Annotated in this window: 29 protein-coding genes; 28 read left to right on the forward strand and 1 reads right to left on the reverse strand. The window is 35.2% G+C overall.

The genetic code is table 11. From position 1 onward, the window contains the following. Window positions 1-133: 133 nt before the first annotated feature. Window positions 134-2,269: a DNA topoisomerase III gene (locus HS848_RS09275; protein WP_198612110.1), complete on the forward strand. Its 2,136-nt coding sequence runs from the start codon at window positions 134-136 to the stop codon at window positions 2,267-2,269. A gap of 112 nt (window positions 2,270-2,381) precedes the next feature. Beyond that, the gene (locus HS848_RS09280) at window positions 2,382-3,716 is read left to right on the forward strand and encodes an NCS2 family permease (RefSeq protein WP_198612111.1); all 1,335 of its coding nucleotides are present in this window, start codon (window positions 2,382-2,384) and stop codon (window positions 3,714-3,716) included. A gap of 73 nt (window positions 3,717-3,789) precedes the next feature. Here the strand turns inward: HS848_RS09280 and HS848_RS09285 are convergent, their stop codons facing one another. Then, window positions 3,790-4,152: a hypothetical protein gene (locus HS848_RS09285; protein WP_408642068.1), complete on the reverse strand. Its 363-nt coding sequence runs from the start codon at window positions 4,150-4,152 to the stop codon at window positions 3,790-3,792. 456 nt (window positions 4,153-4,608) lie between these two features. Between HS848_RS09285 and rpsJ the strand changes: the two genes are divergently transcribed. The 26 genes from rpsJ (at window position 4,609) to rpsM (ending at window position 16,736) form a co-directional block, all read left to right on the forward strand. Beyond that, entirely contained in the window at window positions 4,609-4,917 is a 309-nt protein-coding gene (rpsJ, locus tag HS848_RS09290) for a 30S ribosomal protein S10 (RefSeq protein WP_001118667.1), read from the forward strand. A 27-nt stretch (window positions 4,918-4,944) separates the two neighbouring features. Continuing rightward, entirely contained in the window at window positions 4,945-5,607 is a 663-nt protein-coding gene (gene rplC / locus HS848_RS09295) for a 50S ribosomal protein L3 (protein WP_198612113.1), read from the forward strand. A 27-nt stretch (window positions 5,608-5,634) separates the two neighbouring features. Then, window positions 5,635-6,258 carry a 50S ribosomal protein L4 gene (gene rplD / locus HS848_RS09300; RefSeq protein WP_103166937.1) on the forward strand — a complete coding sequence of 208 codons (624 nt, stop codon included), beginning with the start codon at window positions 5,635-5,637 and terminating at the stop codon, window positions 6,256-6,258. Continuing rightward, on the forward strand, window positions 6,258-6,533 hold the full coding sequence (gene rplW / locus HS848_RS09305) for a 50S ribosomal protein L23 (protein ID WP_103166936.1): 276 nt from the start codon (window positions 6,258-6,260) through the stop codon (window positions 6,531-6,533). The genes rplD and rplW overlap by 1 nt, the downstream gene beginning before the upstream one ends. 42 nt (window positions 6,534-6,575) lie before the next feature. Further along, complete coding sequence (gene rplB / locus HS848_RS09310; RefSeq protein ID WP_107506621.1) at window positions 6,576-7,409, forward strand: 50S ribosomal protein L2; 834 nt, start codon at window positions 6,576-6,578, stop codon at window positions 7,407-7,409. Window positions 7,410-7,473: 64 nt separating this feature from the next. Then, the gene (rpsS, locus tag HS848_RS09315) at window positions 7,474-7,752 is read left to right on the forward strand and encodes a 30S ribosomal protein S19 (RefSeq protein ID WP_001829710.1); all 279 of its coding nucleotides are present in this window, start codon (window positions 7,474-7,476) and stop codon (window positions 7,750-7,752) included. A 27-nt stretch (window positions 7,753-7,779) separates the two neighbouring features. Then, a complete protein-coding gene (gene rplV / locus HS848_RS09320; RefSeq protein ID WP_001829734.1) occupies window positions 7,780-8,133 on the forward strand; it encodes a 50S ribosomal protein L22 in 354 nt (117 codons plus the stop codon). 23 nt (window positions 8,134-8,156) lie between these two features. Continuing rightward, a complete protein-coding gene (gene rpsC, locus HS848_RS09325; protein ID WP_103166934.1) occupies window positions 8,157-8,810 on the forward strand; it encodes a 30S ribosomal protein S3 in 654 nt (217 codons plus the stop codon). 2 nt (window positions 8,811-8,812) lie between these two features. Next, window positions 8,813-9,247, forward strand: a complete 435-nt coding sequence (rplP, locus tag HS848_RS09330) for a 50S ribosomal protein L16 (RefSeq protein WP_002432945.1) — start codon at window positions 8,813-8,815, stop codon at window positions 9,245-9,247. Then, on the forward strand, window positions 9,237-9,446 hold the full coding sequence (rpmC, locus tag HS848_RS09335) for a 50S ribosomal protein L29 (protein ID WP_000644737.1): 210 nt from the start codon (window positions 9,237-9,239) through the stop codon (window positions 9,444-9,446). Before rplP ends, rpmC begins: the two co-directional genes overlap by 11 nt. Before the next feature lie 26 nt (window positions 9,447-9,472). Continuing rightward, window positions 9,473-9,736: a 30S ribosomal protein S17 gene (gene rpsQ / locus HS848_RS09340; RefSeq protein WP_103166933.1), complete on the forward strand. Its 264-nt coding sequence runs from the start codon at window positions 9,473-9,475 to the stop codon at window positions 9,734-9,736. A 31-nt stretch (window positions 9,737-9,767) separates the two neighbouring features. Further along, entirely contained in the window at window positions 9,768-10,136 is a 369-nt protein-coding gene (gene rplN / locus HS848_RS09345; protein WP_103166932.1) for a 50S ribosomal protein L14, read from the forward strand. A gap of 35 nt (window positions 10,137-10,171) precedes the next feature. Further along, window positions 10,172-10,489, forward strand: a complete 318-nt coding sequence (rplX, locus tag HS848_RS09350) for a 50S ribosomal protein L24 (RefSeq protein ID WP_103166931.1) — start codon at window positions 10,172-10,174, stop codon at window positions 10,487-10,489. Between the two features lie 25 nt (window positions 10,490-10,514). Then, on the forward strand, window positions 10,515-11,054 hold the full coding sequence (gene rplE / locus HS848_RS09355) for a 50S ribosomal protein L5 (protein WP_103166930.1): 540 nt from the start codon (window positions 10,515-10,517) through the stop codon (window positions 11,052-11,054). A gap of 22 nt (window positions 11,055-11,076) precedes the next feature. Beyond that, window positions 11,077-11,262, forward strand: a complete 186-nt coding sequence (locus HS848_RS09360) for a type Z 30S ribosomal protein S14 (protein WP_001140799.1) — start codon at window positions 11,077-11,079, stop codon at window positions 11,260-11,262. Between the two features lie 31 nt (window positions 11,263-11,293). Continuing rightward, a complete protein-coding gene (gene rpsH / locus HS848_RS09365) occupies window positions 11,294-11,692 on the forward strand; it encodes a 30S ribosomal protein S8 (RefSeq protein ID WP_103166929.1) in 399 nt (132 codons plus the stop codon). A 24-nt stretch (window positions 11,693-11,716) separates the two neighbouring features. Next, the gene (gene rplF, locus HS848_RS09370; protein ID WP_103166928.1) at window positions 11,717-12,253 is read left to right on the forward strand and encodes a 50S ribosomal protein L6; all 537 of its coding nucleotides are present in this window, start codon (window positions 11,717-11,719) and stop codon (window positions 12,251-12,253) included. Between the two features lie 31 nt (window positions 12,254-12,284). Further along, window positions 12,285-12,647 (forward strand): 50S ribosomal protein L18, encoded by a 363-nt coding sequence (gene rplR, locus HS848_RS09375; RefSeq protein WP_103166927.1) that lies wholly within the window; start codon window positions 12,285-12,287, stop codon window positions 12,645-12,647. A gap of 20 nt (window positions 12,648-12,667) precedes the next feature. Next, complete coding sequence (gene rpsE, locus HS848_RS09380) at window positions 12,668-13,168, forward strand: 30S ribosomal protein S5 (protein ID WP_103166926.1); 501 nt, start codon at window positions 12,668-12,670, stop codon at window positions 13,166-13,168. A gap of 16 nt (window positions 13,169-13,184) precedes the next feature. Continuing rightward, a complete protein-coding gene (gene rpmD / locus HS848_RS09385) occupies window positions 13,185-13,364 on the forward strand; it encodes a 50S ribosomal protein L30 (RefSeq protein WP_001096576.1) in 180 nt (59 codons plus the stop codon). A 19-nt stretch (window positions 13,365-13,383) separates the two neighbouring features. Then, window positions 13,384-13,824, forward strand: a complete 441-nt coding sequence (rplO, locus tag HS848_RS09390; RefSeq protein WP_103166925.1) for a 50S ribosomal protein L15 — start codon at window positions 13,384-13,386, stop codon at window positions 13,822-13,824. After that, window positions 13,824-15,116, forward strand: a complete 1,293-nt coding sequence (gene secY, locus HS848_RS09395) for a preprotein translocase subunit SecY (RefSeq protein WP_107506619.1) — start codon at window positions 13,824-13,826, stop codon at window positions 15,114-15,116. Before rplO ends, secY begins: the two co-directional genes overlap by 1 nt. 18 nt (window positions 15,117-15,134) lie before the next feature. Then, complete coding sequence (locus tag HS848_RS09400; protein WP_198612114.1) at window positions 15,135-15,785, forward strand: adenylate kinase; 651 nt, start codon at window positions 15,135-15,137, stop codon at window positions 15,783-15,785. 199 nt (window positions 15,786-15,984) lie between these two features. Further along, the gene (infA, locus tag HS848_RS09405; protein ID WP_001829792.1) at window positions 15,985-16,203 is read left to right on the forward strand and encodes a translation initiation factor IF-1; all 219 of its coding nucleotides are present in this window, start codon (window positions 15,985-15,987) and stop codon (window positions 16,201-16,203) included. A 31-nt stretch (window positions 16,204-16,234) separates the two neighbouring features. Beyond that, on the forward strand, window positions 16,235-16,348 hold the full coding sequence (rpmJ, locus tag HS848_RS09410) for a 50S ribosomal protein L36 (protein WP_001829709.1): 114 nt from the start codon (window positions 16,235-16,237) through the stop codon (window positions 16,346-16,348). A 22-nt stretch (window positions 16,349-16,370) separates the two neighbouring features. Beyond that, window positions 16,371-16,736: a 30S ribosomal protein S13 gene (rpsM, locus tag HS848_RS09415; protein ID WP_198612115.1), complete on the forward strand. Its 366-nt coding sequence runs from the start codon at window positions 16,371-16,373 to the stop codon at window positions 16,734-16,736. The last annotated feature ends 12 nt before the right edge of the window (window positions 16,737-16,748 follow it).

A 16,748-nucleotide genomic window follows, 5' to 3' on the forward strand; every position in this document is an offset into this window, starting at 1 on the left:
TATCAATCTATTACATTAATTATATTGGTATTTAAATGTAATTGAAAGTTTGGATTATTGTCTATCGTGTTACAATTGTAAGTATTGGATGATTGCACGTCTGTAAATATAGTTATTGTGAAAGGAAAGTAGTATGAAAACATTAATTTTAGCTGAAAAACCTTCAGTCGCACGAGATATTGCTGAAGCTTTAAATATAAAAGGTAAACGTAACGGATATATTGAAAATGAACGTTATATTGTCACTTGGGCATTAGGTCATTTAGTTACAAATGCTCAACCAGAACATTATGATAAAGCATTTAAAGAATGGAAACTTGAAGATTTACCAATTATTCCTAATAAAATGCAAACTATCGTTATTGGAAAAACAAGTAAACAATTCAAAACGGTAAAATCCTTAATTTTAAAAAACGAAGTCAAAGACATCGTTATTGCAACGGATGCTGGTAGAGAAGGGGAACTTGTTGCACGTCTTATTTTAGATAAAGTAAAGAATAAAAAACCTATTAAGCGATTATGGATTAGTTCGGTTACTAAAAAAGCAATTCAACAAGGCTTTAAGCAACTCAAAGACGGTCGCGCTTATAACCATCTATATGAAGCTGCATTAGCACGAAGTGAAGCGGATTGGATTGTAGGTATTAATGCTACACGTGCACTAACAACAAAATACGATGCTCAATTATCATTAGGTAGAGTACAAACACCTACAATACAACTCGTTAACGATAGACAACAAGAAATTAATCACTTTAAGCCTCAAAAATATTATACCTTATCCATAGATATTAAAGGATTAACATTCCAACTTAAAACGGATAAACGTTATATGACGAAAGAAGAGATCGACAACATCGCTAGTGAAGTTAAAAATAGTGAGGGAACAATTGGCTATGTTGATTCTAAGATTAAGAAAAGCTATCCAAAGCCTTTATATAATTTAACTGACTTACAACAAGAAGCTTATCAACGCTATAAAATGGGGCCAAAAGAAACATTAAATACTATTCAAACCTTATACGAACGTCACAAGATTTTAACGTATCCACGAACAGATTCTAATTATTTAACAGATGATATGGTAGATACAATTAAAGAACGATTACAAGCGTTGTTAGCTACCGAATATAAAGAACACGTGCGTCCATTAATAGGTCAATCATATTCGCCTAAGATGCGCATTTTCAATAATAATAAAGTTTCTGATCACCATGCCATTATTCCTACCGAAGTACGCCCCGACATCCAAAATTTAAGTAATAGAGAATTGAAAATCTATCAAATGGTAGCTGAAAGATTTTTAGAAACATTAATGCAGCCACATGAGTTTGATGCTATTAAAGTCGATTTAAATGTCGGGAAACATACCTTTGTATTAAATGAAAAGATTACACGTCGTTTAGGATTTAAGGCATTGAAGTCTAAAAAAGATGAAGCGGTAGTAGGGTCTCATTTTGAAAAAGGAGAAACCTATACGCTTCAAAATATTAAAGTGAACGAACATGAAACTACGCCACCAGAATACTTTAATGAAGGCTCGTTACTCAAAGCGATGGAGAATCCACAAAATTATATTTCATTAAAAGATAAGAAATATGCGAATACATTAAAACAAACAGGCGGCATAGGAACGGTAGCTACAAGAGCTGATATAATCGAAAAGCTATTTAACATCAATGCAATAGAGTCTCGAGATGGTAAAATTAAAGTGACAACTAAAGGTAAGCAAATATTAGATTTAGCTCCTCAAGAGTTAACATCTCCGTTATTGACGGCAGAATGGGAAGAAAAATTACTGCTTATTGAAAAAGGTAAATACAATCAACAACGTTTTATTAATGAAATGAAAGAATTTACAACAACGATTGTTAATAATATCAAGAATAGTGAACAAAAGTATAAACATGATAATCTAACGACTACTGAATGTCCGACATGTGGCAAATTTATGATTAAAGTTAAAACTAAAAATGGACAGATGTTAGTATGCCAAGATCCAGCATGTAAAACTAAGAAGAATGTACAGCGTAAGACTAATGCACGTTGTCCAAATTGTAAGAAGAAAATGACATTGTTCGGTAGAGGTAAGGACGCAGTGTATCGTTGCACATGTGGTCATACTGAGACTCAAGAACAAATGGATAAAAGATTTAAAAATAAATCTAGTGGCAAGATTTCTAAAAAAGAAATGAATAAATATATGAAAAAGGAAGAAACGCTTGATAATAATCCGTTCAAAGATGCACTTAAAAATTTAAAACTTTAGTCAAAATCGAACTAAATTCCATATATTTGTAGAAAAGTTCGTTTTTACTATTGTATTTTTTAATAAGTAATATTAAAATATTAAAGTATTTCAAACAAAGGAGTTTAAAGCCGTGAAAAAATACTTTCAATTCGATAAGTATGGTACAAACTATAAGAAAGAGATTATCGGTGGTATCACTACTTTTCTATCAATGGCTTATATTTTAGCTGTTAACCCACAAGTTTTAAGTTTAGCAGGCGTTAAAGGTGTTTCAGGCGATATGAAAATGGATCAAGGTGCTATATTTGTAGCGACAGCTTTAGCAGCATTTGTAGGCTCTTTATTCATGGGACTTATCGCTAAATATCCTATTGCTTTAGCACCGGGAATGGGATTAAATGCATTCTTCGCATTTACTGTAGTGTTAACCATGGGCATTCCTTGGCAAATTGGCTTAACAGGTGTGCTATTCTCAGGAATATTCTTCGCGATATTAACCGCCACCGGATTAAGGGAAACCATTATTAATGCGATTCCTTATCAAATGAAGATGGCTGTATCAGCAGGTATAGGTTTGTTCATTACATTCGTAGGACTACAAAGTGCCGGAATTATCGTTAAGAATGATTCAACTTTAGTTACACTAGGTCATTTAACTGACGGACCAGTACTGTTAGCAATATTTGGTATTGTTATTACAATCATTCTATATGCACGAAAAGTACCAGGTTCAATCTTCATCGGTATGATTATTACTGCTATTGTAGGTATGATTACTGGTCTAATTCATACGCCATCAGGTATCGTAGGAAAAATTCCTAGCATCACGCCAACGTTTGGCGCAGCATTTGAAGCATTTAAAGATCCAGCTCAATTATTTACAATACAATTTTTAATTGTTATTTTAACATTCTTCTTTATCGACTTTTTTGATACGGCAGGAACTCTAGTAGCAGTAGCTACTCAAGCGGGTATGATGAAAGATAATAAATTACCTAGAGCGGGTAGAGCATTATTTGCAGATTCTCTTGCAACAATTGTAGGTGCTGTATTTGGTACGACAACTACTACTTCATACATAGAATCGACGTCAGGTGTAGCGGTTGGGGCACGTACAGGATTTGCTAGTATAGTCACAGGGCTCTGTTTCTTACTTGCGTTATTCTTTAGTCCACTTATTGAAATAGTTACAAGCACCGTTACTACACCAGCGTTAGTAGTAGTAGGTATATTAATGGCAGCTAACTTTGCTGAAATTGATTGGAAAAAATTCGAAGTAGCCGTACCTTCATTTATTACAATTATTATGATGCCTTTATCATATTCGATTGCTACAGGTATCGCATGTGGTTTTATTTTCTATCCAATTACAATGTTAATTACAAAAAAACATAAAGAAGTACATCCTATTATGTATTTCCTAATGATTTTATTTATCTTGTACTTTGTTTTTGTACACGGCTAAACATAAAAAGAACTGCGTATTCGTGAATTTAGAATACGCAGTTCTTTTATTATTTGTATATATTTAGCAATGATTAGCGTCGATGATGATCTTCATCTTTATATTGTGTGTAAATGACTTTAGCATCTCTATTAGGAAGATAGGTTGGGGCACTTAAGACAATAAATACGAAGAATACCATCAAGAAGAATAGTACCCAATGCGTAAACATCCCAACTACAGGAATAAACGCAATAAATGAACCAATCACACCTATTAACGGAATAACAGCCATAGGTTTAATCGTATTTTGACTATCAACGAGTAAAATAATTCCTACTATTAAATAGAGTAGCGCATTTAATAGTAATGGTTGCCACGCAAAACTTAAGACGACGCTACCACCTAAAAATGGGATGCCGTAGAAAAATTCTGTAGCTAATAAAAAGAAACTCATAATTGCTAATGTTAATTTAATGCTTTTTTTCAAAATATATTCGCCTCCGATAACTTCATTAAAATAAGAAGTTAATCTTATATTAATCAATTGTACAAAGTAACCTATCCATATATTAACTACTATTAAATAGATAATAATCGTGTAAATTACTGTTAAGACATATCTCTATTATAATAGAAAAAAGAAAAAAGGGAAAAAATTTACCTAAAATGGTTGAAGTACCAAAACATTTCCAGTACAATACTAAAGTATGTGTTAGACAAGAACAGAAAAAGTTAAAGAAAAACCTTGATTTATCAATGTTTTTCATGTAACATATCTAATGTTGGACTTGAAGAAAGCGATGAAGCGAAAGGTTACTGACACACCCGGCCGCTTTGCCATGGCGCTGTGTAAGATAGTTTTCGTGGAGAAGTCTATCACTTAAATGTAGACGAATAAGGAGGGAAAATTATGGCAAAACAAAAAATCAGAATCAGATTAAAAGCTTATGATCACCGTGTAATTGATCAATCAGCAGAGAAAATTGTTGAAACTGCTAAACGTTCTGGTGCAGATGTTTCTGGACCAATTCCGTTACCAACTGAAAAATCAGTTTATACAATTATCCGTGCGGTTCATAAGTACAAAGATTCACGTGAACAATTCGAACAACGTACACATAAACGTTTAATCGACATTGTTAACCCAACACCAAAAACAGTTGATGCTTTAATGGGCTTAAACTTACCATCTGGTGTAGACATCGAAATTAAATTATAATAGAAAATTTTAGGAGGTGGACTTTCGATGACCAAAGGAATCTTAGGAAGAAAAATTGGGATGACACAAGTATTCGGAGAAAACGGTGAATTAATCCCAGTTACAGTAGTAGAAGCAAGTCGAAACGTAGTATTACAAAAGAAAACTGAAGAAGTTGATGGCTATAACGCTATCCAAGTAGGTTTTGATGATAAAAAAGCATATAAAAAAGATGCTAAATCAAATAAATATGCTAACAAACCAGCAGAAGGTCACGCTAAAAAGGCTGGCGCAACACCTAAGCGCTTCATTCGTGAATTCAGAAACGTTAACGTTGATGAATACGAAGTAGGTCAAGAAGTCTCAGTAGATACTTTTGAAGCTGGAGACATCATTGATGTAACAGGAACTTCAAAAGGTAAAGGTTTCCAAGGTGCAATTAAACGTCATGGCCAAGCACGCGGACCAATGGCCCACGGTTCTCATTTCCATAGAGCACCAGGTTCAGTAGGTATGGCTTCAGATGCTTCTAGAGTATTTAAAGGCCAAAAAATGCCTGGACGTATGGGTGGTAACACAGTTACTGTTCAAAACTTAGAAGTAGTTCAAGTTGATACAGATAACAATGTTATTTTAGTAAAAGGTAATGTACCTGGACCTAAAAAAGGTTTCGTAGAAATCCAAACTTCAATTAAAAAAGGTAATAAATAATAAGTAGCGAAAGGAGGAAAAAGCATAATGGCTAATTATGATGTATTAAAAGTAGACGGATCTAAATCAGGTTCTGTTGAATTAAGCGATTCAGTATTCGCTATTGAACCAAATAACAGTGTTCTTTTTGAAGCAATCAATTTACAACGTGCTTCATTACGCCAAGGAACTCACGCAGTTAAAAATCGTTCAGCTGTACGTGGTGGCGGACGTAAACCATGGAGACAAAAAGGTACAGGACGTGCGCGTCAAGGTACTATCCGTGCTCCACAATGGCGTGGTGGTGGTATCGTATTCGGACCAACACCAAGAAGCTATGCATATAAAATGCCTAAGAAAATGCGTCGTTTAGCATTACGTTCTGCATTATCTTTCAAAGTTCAAGAAAATAGTTTTACAGTTGTTGATGCTTTTGGTTTTGATGCTCCAAAAACAAAAGAATTCAAAAACGTATTAACTACACTTGAACAACCTAAAAAAGTATTAGTAGTTACTGAAAACGAAGATGTAAATGTTGAATTATCAGCACGTAACATTCCTGGTGTACAAGTAAGTACTGCTCAAGGCTTAAACGTGTTAGATATCACTAGCGCTGACAGTGTTATTATTACTGAATCAGCTGCGAAAAAAGTTGAGGAGGTGCTCGGATAATGGAAGCAAGAGATGTTCTTAAGCGCCCCGTAATCACTGAAAAATCTTCTGAAGCTATGGCTGAAGACAAATACACTTTTGACGTAGATACTCGTGCTAACAAAACACAAGTTAAAATTGCGGTTGAAGAAATTTTTGACGTTAAAGTTGAAAATGTTAACATCATCAACTACAAACCTAAGAAAAAACGTATGGGCCGTTACCAAGGCTATACAAACAAAAGAAGAAAAGCGATTGTTAAACTTAAAGAAGGTTCAATCGACTTATTCAACTAAAAAATAAAATATAATAAATTACCATTAAGGAGGTAAGCGACAATGGCTCTTAAAAAGTATAAGCCAATTACAAATGGTCGTCGTAATATGACTACTTTGGATTTCGCAGAAATTACGAAAACAACGCCTGAAAAGTCATTATTACAACCGCTACCGAAAAAAGCGGGTCGTAACAACCAAGGTAAATTGACTGTTCGTCACCATGGTGGAGGACATAAACGTCAATACCGTGTTATCGATTTCAAACGTAATAAAGATGGAATCACTGCTAAAGTTGATTCAATTCAATATGATCCAAACCGTTCAGCAAACATTGCATTATTAGTATATGCAGACGGTGAAAAACGCTACATTATCGCACCAAAAGGATTACAAGTAGGCCAAACAGTTGAAAGTGGTGCTGATGCAGATATCAAAGTTGGTAATGCATTACCATTACAAAACATTCCAGTTGGTACTGTAATTCACAATATCGAATTAAAACCTGGTAAAGGTGGGCAATTAGCTCGTTCAGCGGGTGCAAGTTCACAAGTACTTGGTAAAGAAGGTAAATACGTATTAATCAGATTACGTTCTGGTGAAGTTCGTATGATCTTATCAACTTGCCGTGCTACAATCGGTCAAGTAGGTAACTTACAACATGAATTAGTTAACGTTGGTAAAGCCGGACGTTCTAGATGGAAAGGTATCCGTCCAACAGTTCGTGGTTCTGTAATGAACCCTAACGATCACCCACACGGTGGTGGTGAAGGACGTGCTCCAATCGGTAGACCTTCTCCAATGTCTCCATGGGGTAAACCAACTCTTGGTAAGAAAACACGTCGCGGTAAAAAATCATCAGATAAACTTATCGTTCGTGGACGTAAGAAAAAATAATAATAACTTATTTGGGTGTGCGGCGTAAAAGCTGCACGCACATAATAAGAAGGGAGGCGCCCAAATGGCTCGTAGTATTAAAAAAGGACCTTTCGTCGATGATCATTTAATGAAAAAAGTAGAAGCTCAAGACGGAAGTGAAAAGAAACAAGTAATCAAAACATGGTCACGTCGTTCTACAATTTTCCCAAACTTCATCGGTCATACTTTCGCAGTATACGATGGTCGTAAACATGTACCTGTTTATGTAACTGAGGATATGGTAGGTCACAAATTAGGTGAATTTGCTCCAACTCGTACATTTAAAGGACATGCTGCTGACGATAAAAAAACTAGAAGATAATAAATAGAAGTAGAGGAGGAAATCCTAATGGAAGCAAAAGCGGTTGCTAGAACAATCAGAATCGCACCTCGTAAAGTAAGATTAGTTCTTGACTTAATTAGAGGTAAAAATGCTGGAGAAGCTATTGCTATTTTAAAATTAACTAACAAAGCTTCATCACCAGTAATTGAAAAAGTATTAATGTCCGCTTTAGCAAATGCTGAACATAACTATGACATGAACACTGATGAATTAGTTGTTAAAGAAGCATATGCAAATGAAGGACCAACTTTAAAACGTTTCCGTCCACGTGCACAAGGCCGTGCAAGTGCAATTAACAAACGTACAAGCCACATTACAATCGTCGTAAGTGACGGTAAAGAAGAAGCTAAAGAAGCTTAATAATTACTTAAGGAGGGAATACTGTGGGTCAAAAAATTAATCCAATCGGACTTCGTGTCGGAATTATCCGTGATTGGGAAGCTAAATGGTATGCTGAAAAAGATTTCGCTTCTCTATTACACGAAGATTTAAGAATCCGTAAATTTATTGATAACGAATTAAAAGAAGCATCAGTTTCTCACGTTGATATTGAACGTGCTGCGAACCGTATTAATATTGCTATTCACACTGGTAAACCAGGTATGGTAATTGGTAAAGGCGGATCAGAAATTGAAAAACTTCGTAACAAATTAAACAACTTAACTGATAAAAAAGTACACATCAATGTTGTGGAAATCAAAAAAGTTGATATTGACGCTCGTTTAGTTGCTGAGAATATTGCACGTCAATTAGAAAACCGTGCTTCATTCCGTCGTGTACAAAAACAAGCTATTACAAGAGCTATGAAACTTGGTGCTAAAGGTATTAAAACTCAAGTATCAGGACGTTTAGGCGGAGCTGACATCGCTCGTGCTGAACAATATTCAGAAGGAACTGTTCCACTTCATACTTTACGTGCAGACATCGACTATGCACATGCTGAAGCTGACACTACTTATGGTAAATTAGGTGTTAAAGTATGGATCTATCGTGGTGAAGTTCTTCCTACTAAGAATACTAGTGAAGGAGGAAAATAAGAATGTTACTACCAAAACGTGTTAAATATCGTCGTCAACATCGTCCTAAAACAACTGGTCGTTCTAAAGGCGGTAACTATGTAACATTTGGTGAGTATGGATTACAAGCTACAACAACTTCTTGGATCACATCTCGTCAAATCGAATCTGCTCGTATTGCTATGACACGTTACATGAAACGTGGCGGGAAAGTTTGGATTAAAATCTTCCCTCATACACCATACACTAAAAAACCTTTAGAAGTACGTATGGGTGCTGGTAAAGGTGCCGTTGAAGGCTGGATCGCAGTTGTGAAACCAGGTAGAATTTTATTCGAAGTTGCTGGTGTATCTGAAGAAGTAGCTCGTGAAGCATTGCGTTTAGCAAGTCACAAACTTCCAGTAAAAACTAAGTTTGTAAAACGTGAAGAATTGGGTGGTGAAACAAATGAAAGCTAAGGAAATTAGAGACTTAACCACTTCAGAAATCGAAGAACAAATCAAATCTTCAAAAGAAGAGCTTTTTAACCTACGCTTTCAGTTAGCTACAGGTCAATTAGAGGAAACTGCACGTATTCGTACAGTTAGAAAAACGATTGCACGTCTAAAAACTGTTGCTCGTGAAAGAGAAATCGAACAAAGCAAAGCTAATCAATAATCCATTTGAAAGAGGAGGTTACAAAAGTGAGTGAAAGAAACGATCGTAAAGTTTATGTAGGTAAAGTTGTTTCAGATAAAATGGACAAAACTATTACTGTATTAGTTGAAACTTACAAAACACACAAATTATACGGTAAACGTGTAAAATACTCTAAAAAATACAAAACTCATGATGAAAACAATTCAGCTAAATTAGGAGACACAGTTAAAATTCAAGAAACTCGTCCTTTATCAGCAACAAAACGTTTTCGTTTAGTAGAAATTGTTGAAGAGTCAGTTATTATTTAATACAAGATTAGAGATAAGGGAGGTTTAACTAATGATCCAACAAGAAACTCGTTTAAAAGTAGCGGACAACTCTGGTGCTCGTGAAGTTCTTACAATTAAAGTATTAGGTGGATCTGGACGCAAAACAGCGAACATTGGTGACATCATTGTATGTACTGTTAAAAATGCAACACCAGGTGGCGTTGTTAAAAAAGGCGATGTAGTCAAAGCTGTTGTTGTTAGAACTAAATCAGGCGTTCGCCGTAATGATGGTTCTTATATCAAATTTGATGAAAATGCATGTGTCATTATTCGTGATGACAAAGGCCCACGTGGTACTCGTATCTTTGGTCCTGTTGCTCGTGAATTACGTGATGGTAACTTCATGAAAATCGTATCATTAGCACCAGAAGTACTATAATTTATAAAAACCATATCATTTAAGGAGGTGCCCACATGCATATCAAAAAAGGTGACAACGTAAAAGTTATCGCAGGTAAAGACAAAGGTAAAGAAGGTAAAGTAGTTGCTACTGAACCTAAAAAAGACCGTGTCGTTGTGGAAGGTGTTAACGTTATTAAAAAACACCAAAAACCAACTCAATTAAATCCTGAAGGTGGAATCTTAGAAACAGAGGCAGCAATCCATGTTTCTAACGTACAATTATTAGACCCTAAAACAAATGAACCTACACGTGTTGGATACAAATTTGTAGACGGCAAAAAAGTTCGTATCGCTAAAAAATCTGGCGAAGAAATTAAATCTAATAATTAATAATTAGTCGAAAGGAGGATCCACTTTGAACCGTTTAAAAGAAAGATACAATACTGAAGTTACTGAAAACTTAGTGAAAAAATTCAACTATAGTTCTGTAATGGAAGTTCCAAAAATCGAAAAAATCGTTGTGAATATGGGTGTAGGTGACGCAGTTCAAAACTCTAAAGTATTAGATAATGCTGTAGAAGAATTAGAACTTATCACTGGTCAAAAACCATTAGTAACAAAAGCTAAAAAATCAGTTGCAACATTCCGTTTACGTGAAGGTATGCCAATCGGTGCGAAAGTTACACTTCGCGGAGAAAGAATGTATGAATTCTTAGACAAATTAATCGCAGTTTCATTACCTCGTGTACGTGACTTCCAAGGTGTTTCTAAAAAAGCATTTGATGGTCGCGGTAACTATACTCTAGGAATCAAAGAACAATTAATTTTCCCAGAAATCGATTATGATAAAGTAAGTAAAGTAAGAGGAATGGATATTGTTATCGTAACAACTGCTAACACTGACGAGGAAGCTCGTGAATTGTTAACAAACTTCGGTATGCCATTTCGTAAATAATCTCTAAAAGGAGGCTAATTAAGTGGCTAAAACTTCTATGGTTGCTAAGCAACAGAAAAAACAAAAATATGCAGTACGTGAATATACTCGTTGTGAACGTTGTGGTCGTCCACATTCTGTATATCGTAAATTTAAATTATGCCGTATTTGTTTCCGTGAATTAGCTTACAAAGGCCAAATTCCTGGCGTACGTAAAGCTAGCTGGTAATATATAAGAGTCTGAAAGGAGGCAACAATCAATGACAATGACAGATCCAATCGCAGATATGCTTACTCGTGTAAGAAACGCAAACATGGTGCGTCACGAAAAGTTAGAATTACCTGCGTCTAACATTAAAAAACAAATTGCTGAAATCTTAAAAAATGAAGGTTTCATTAAAAACGTAGAATTCGTTGAAGACGATAAACAAGGTGTTATTCGTTTATTCTTAAAATATGGTCAAAACAATGAACGTGTTATCACAGGATTAAAACGTATCTCTAAACCAGGTTTACGTGTTTATGCTAAAGCAAACGAAGTACCTAAAGTATTAAATGGTTTAGGTATTGCATTAGTTTCAACTTCTGAAGGTGTTATCACTGACAAAGAAGCTAGAAAACGTAACGTTGGCGGAGAAATTATCGCATACGTTTGGTAATAATAAATAAGGAGGTGCCATAACATGAGTCGTGTTGGTAAGAAAATTATTGACATCCCTAGCGACGTTACAGTAACTTTTGATGGTCAAACAGCTACTGTAAAAGGTCCTAAAGGTGAATTAACTAGAACTTTTAATGAAAGAATGACTTTCAAACAAGAAGAAAACACAATTGAAGTTGTTAGACCTACTGATTCTAAAGATGATAGAACAGTTCATGGTACAACTCGTGCTTTATTAAATAATATGGTACAAGGTGTTTCTCAAGGTTTCGAAAAAACTCTTGAACTTGTAGGTGTAGGTTACCGTGCTCAAATGCAAGGTAATGACTTAGTATTAAACGTTGGTTATTCTCATCCTGTTGAAATTAAAGCTGAAGATGGCATTACTTTCGCAGTAGAGAAAAACACAACTGTAAGAGTATCTGGCGTTTCTAAAGAACAAGTTGGAGCTATTGCTTCAAACATCCGTTCAGTAAGACCTCCAGAACCTTATAAAGGAAAAGGTATCCGTTACCAAGGTGAATACGTTCGCCGTAAAGAAGGTAAAACTGGTAAATAATAGATAACTCTCTTAAGAAAGGAGTAATAAAATGATCAGTAAAATTGATAAAAACAAAGTGCGTTTGAAAAGACATGCTCGTGTGCGTACTAAATTATCAGGTACAGCTGAAAAACCACGTTTAAATGTTTATCGTTCAAACAAACATATTTATGCTCAAATCATCGATGATGTTAAAGGCGAAACTTTAGTTCAAGCATCATCTAAAGATAAAGATATCGCTAGCGAATCTACTACAAAAGTTGATTTATCTACTAAAGTTGGCGAAACAATTGCTAAAAAAGCTACTGACAAAGGTATTAAAGAAATCGTATTTGATCGTGGCGGTTACTTATATCATGGTCGTGTTAAAGCATTAGCAGAAGCTGCTAGAGAAAGCGGATTAGAATTTTAATTTAAAGGAGGGACAAATACATGGCTCGTAGAGAAGAAGAAACGAAAGAATTTGAAGAACGCGTTGTTACAATCAATCGTGTTGCGAAAGTTGTTAAAGGTGGACGTCGTTTCCGTTTCACTGCATTAGTAGTAGTTGGAGACAAAAATGGTCGTGTAGGTTTCGGTACTGGTAAAGCTCAAGAGGTACCAGAAGCTATCAAAAAAGCTGTTGAAGCAGCTAAAAAAGATTTAGTAGTCGTTCCACGTGTTGAAGGAACTACTCCACACATTATCACTGGTCGTTATGGTTCAGGTAGCGTATTCATGAAACCAGCTGCACCTGGTACAGGAGTTATCGCTGGTGGCCCAGTACGTGCCGTATTAGAATTAGCAGGTATCACTGATATCTTAAGTAAATCATTAGGTTCAAACACACCTATTAACATGGTACGTGCTACACTAAATGGTTTACAAAACCTTAAAAACGCTGAAGAAGTTGCTAAATTACGTGGCAAATCAGTAGAAGAATTATATAATTAAGGAGGGAAAATAAATAATGGCTAAATTACAAATTACCCTCACTCGTAGTGTTATTGGTCGTCCTGAAACACAACGTAAAACTGTTGAAGCTTTAGGTCTTAAAAAGACTAATAGTTCAGTAGTTGTTGAAGATAACCCTGCAATCCGTGGGCAAATCAACAAAGTTAAACATTTATTAACAGTTGAAGAAAAATAATTAAGGAGGTGCCTATAAAATGAAATTACATGAGTTAAAAGCAGCTGAAGGTTCACGTAAAGTACGTAACCGTGTTGGTCGTGGCGCTGGTACTGGTAACGGTAAAACTAGTGGCCGTGGTCAAAAAGGTCAAAAAGCACGTTCAGGTGGTGGCGTAAGACCAGGTTTTGAAGGTGGACAATTACCTTTATTCCGTCGTTTACCAAAACGAGGTTTCACTAACATCAACCGTAAAGAATATGCTATTGTTAACTTAGACCAACTTAATAAATTTGAAGATGGTACTGAAGTAACTCCAGCTTTATTAGTTGAAACTGGTGTAGTTAAGAATGAAAAATCTGGTATTAAAGTACTAGGTAACGGTTCACTTGATAAAAAATTGACAGTGAAAGCTCATAAATTCTCAGCTTCAGCAGTAGAAGCAATTGATGCTAAAGGTGGAGCACACGAGGTGATCTAATGTTTCAAACGCTTGTGAGCTTCTTTAAAACTAAAGAAGTTCGTAACAAGATTTTCTTTACTTTAGCAATGTTAGTAATATTCAAAATAGGGACTTATATTCCGGCTCCTGGTGTAAACCCAGAGCCTTTTGAACAACAAAGTTCTGATCAAGGTGTCGCTGCTCTTCTTAATACGTTTGGTGGCGGAGCCTTAAAGAACTTTTCTATATTTGCAATGGGCATTATGCCTTACATCACCGCATCTATCGTAATGCAATTATTACAGATGGATATTGTTCCGAAATTCTCAGAATGGGCGAAACAAGGTGAAGTAGGTAAAAGAAAACTTAGCAATGTAACACGTTATTTCGCTATCATTTTGGCTTTTATACAGTCAATTGGTATGGCTTTTCAATTCAATAATTATCTAGGTGGTAAATTGATTGTTAATCAATCTATCATGAGTTATTTATTGATAGCCGTTGTTTTAACAGCTGGAACAGCATTTCTAATTTGGCTTGGTGACCAAATCACTCAATTTGGTGTAGGTAATGGTATTTCTATCATTATCTTTGCAGGTATCTTATCTACGTTACCATCATCTATCGGACAGTTTGTACAACAAGCGTTCGTTGGTAATGATGATACAACGTTAGCATGGCTTAAAGTTATAGGCTTAATAGTAGGTTTAATTTTACTTACTGTTGGTGCTATCTATGTACTTGAAGCTAAACGTAAGATTCCTATTCAATATGCGAAGAAACAATCTGCCCAAAGATTAGGTTCACAAGCAACTTATCTACCTTTAAAAGTAAACTCAGCAGGGGTTATTCCAGTAATCTTTGCGATGGCATTCTTCTTATTGCCAAGAACATTAACATTGTTCTTCCCGAAAGCTGATTGGGCGCAAACAATTTCTGAATATGCTAACCCTTCAAACACTTACGGCATGATAGTTTATGTAATTCTAATTATTGCATTCACATATTTCTATGCCTTTGTTCAAGTTAACCCTGAAAAAATGGCAGATAACTTGAAGAAACAAGGTAGTTATGTACCAGGTATCAGACCTGGAGATCAAACAAAAAAATATATTACTAAAGTACTTTATCGCTTAACTTTTGTAGGCTCTATTTTCTTAGCCGTTATTGCTATATTACCTATATTGGCTACTAAGTTTATGAGTTTACCTCAATCAATTCAGATTGGTGGTACGAGCTTATTAATCGTAATAGGTGTAGCAATCGAAACTATGAAATCACTTGAAGCTCAAGTGAGTCAGAAAGAATATAAAGGCTTTGGTGGTAGATAATTTGTAGGAGGGCAATTTATGAATATCATTTTAATGGGTTTACCTGGCGCAGGTAAAGGAACTCAAGCGAGTGAAATTGTTAAGAAATTCCCAATACCACATATATCTACTGGTGACATGTTCAGAAAAGCGATTAAAGATGAAACAGATTTAGGAAAAGAAGCTAAATCTTACATGGATCGTGGAGAATTAGTCCCTGATGAAGTTACTGTAGGTATCGTTAAAGAAAGAATTTCTGAAGACGATGCAAAAAAAGGATTCTTATTAGACGGTTTCCCTAGAACTATCGATCAAGCTGAGGCATTAAATGAAATTATGTCTGAGCTTGGCAGAAGCATTGATGCTGTTATCAACATTGAAGTTCCTGAGGAAGAATTAATGAATCGTCTTACAGGTCGTCGTATTTGTGAAAAATGTGGTACGACTTATCATCTTGTATTTAATCCTCCAAAGGTTGATGGTATTTGTGATATCGATGGTGGAAAACTTTATCAACGTGAAGATGATAATCCAGAAACAGTATCTAACCGTTTAAGTGTAAATGTTAAACAATCTAAGCCTATATTAGAGTATTACGATAATAAAGGCGTATTGAATAACATTGATGGCGCAAAAGATATTGACGAAGTAACCAAAGATGTCATTGATATCTTAAATCATTTAAAATAGATCAACTTTATACGGTCTATGAAGAAGTGAATTTTAACTAGGTTTCTCTGGCAAGAATTAGTTTTCTGAGTGCCGAATGACGATAAATAATTCCCGCATTTTGTTAAACTTATAATAACTAGTCACTATATTAGATTCGTATCGTTGAAGTTGTCTATTGACGATTACCTTACTATTGTAAAAAGGGGGAAGTTAATCAATGGCGAAACAAGATGTAATTGAATTAGAAGGTACAGTATTAGATACTTTACCAAATGCTATGTTTAAAGTAGAATTAGAAAATGGTCATGAAATTTTAGCTCACGTAAGTGGTAAGATTAGAATGAACTACATTCGAATTCTACCTGGCGACAAAGTAACTGTAGAAATGTCTCCGTATGATTTATCACGCGGTAGAATTACTTATCGTTATAAATAATCGTCACTCCATAATATAGGGAGGTATAAAAATGAAAGTAAGACCATCAGTTAAACCAATTTGCGAAAAATGTAAAGTCATTAAACGTAAAGGTAAAGTAATGGTAATTTGTGACAATCCTAAGCACAAACAAAGACAAGGATAATAAAAGAGAGGTGTAAATATATATGGCACGTATTGCAGGAGTAGATATTCCACGTGAAAAACGCGTTGTTATTTCATTAACATACGTATACGGTATCGGTACTTCAACAGCTAAGAAAATCGTTGAAGAAGCTAACATTGCAGCTGATACTCGTGTAAAAGATTTAACAGATGACGAATTAGGTCGTATCCGTGAAGTTGTAGACAGTTACAAAGTTGAAGGTGACTTACGTCGTGAACAAAACTTAAACATCAAACGTTTAATGGAAATTTCATCATACCGTGGTATCCGTCACCGTCGTGGCTTACCAGTTCGCGGTCAAAAAACTAAAAATAACGCACGTACTCGTAAAGGCCCAGTTAAAACTGTAGCTAACAAGAAAAAATAATAGGTAAAGGAG

This window comes from Staphylococcus caledonicus (assembly GCF_016238465.1).
In the GTDB taxonomy this organism is placed as follows: Bacteria; Bacillota; Bacilli; order Staphylococcales; family Staphylococcaceae; genus Staphylococcus; species Staphylococcus caledonicus.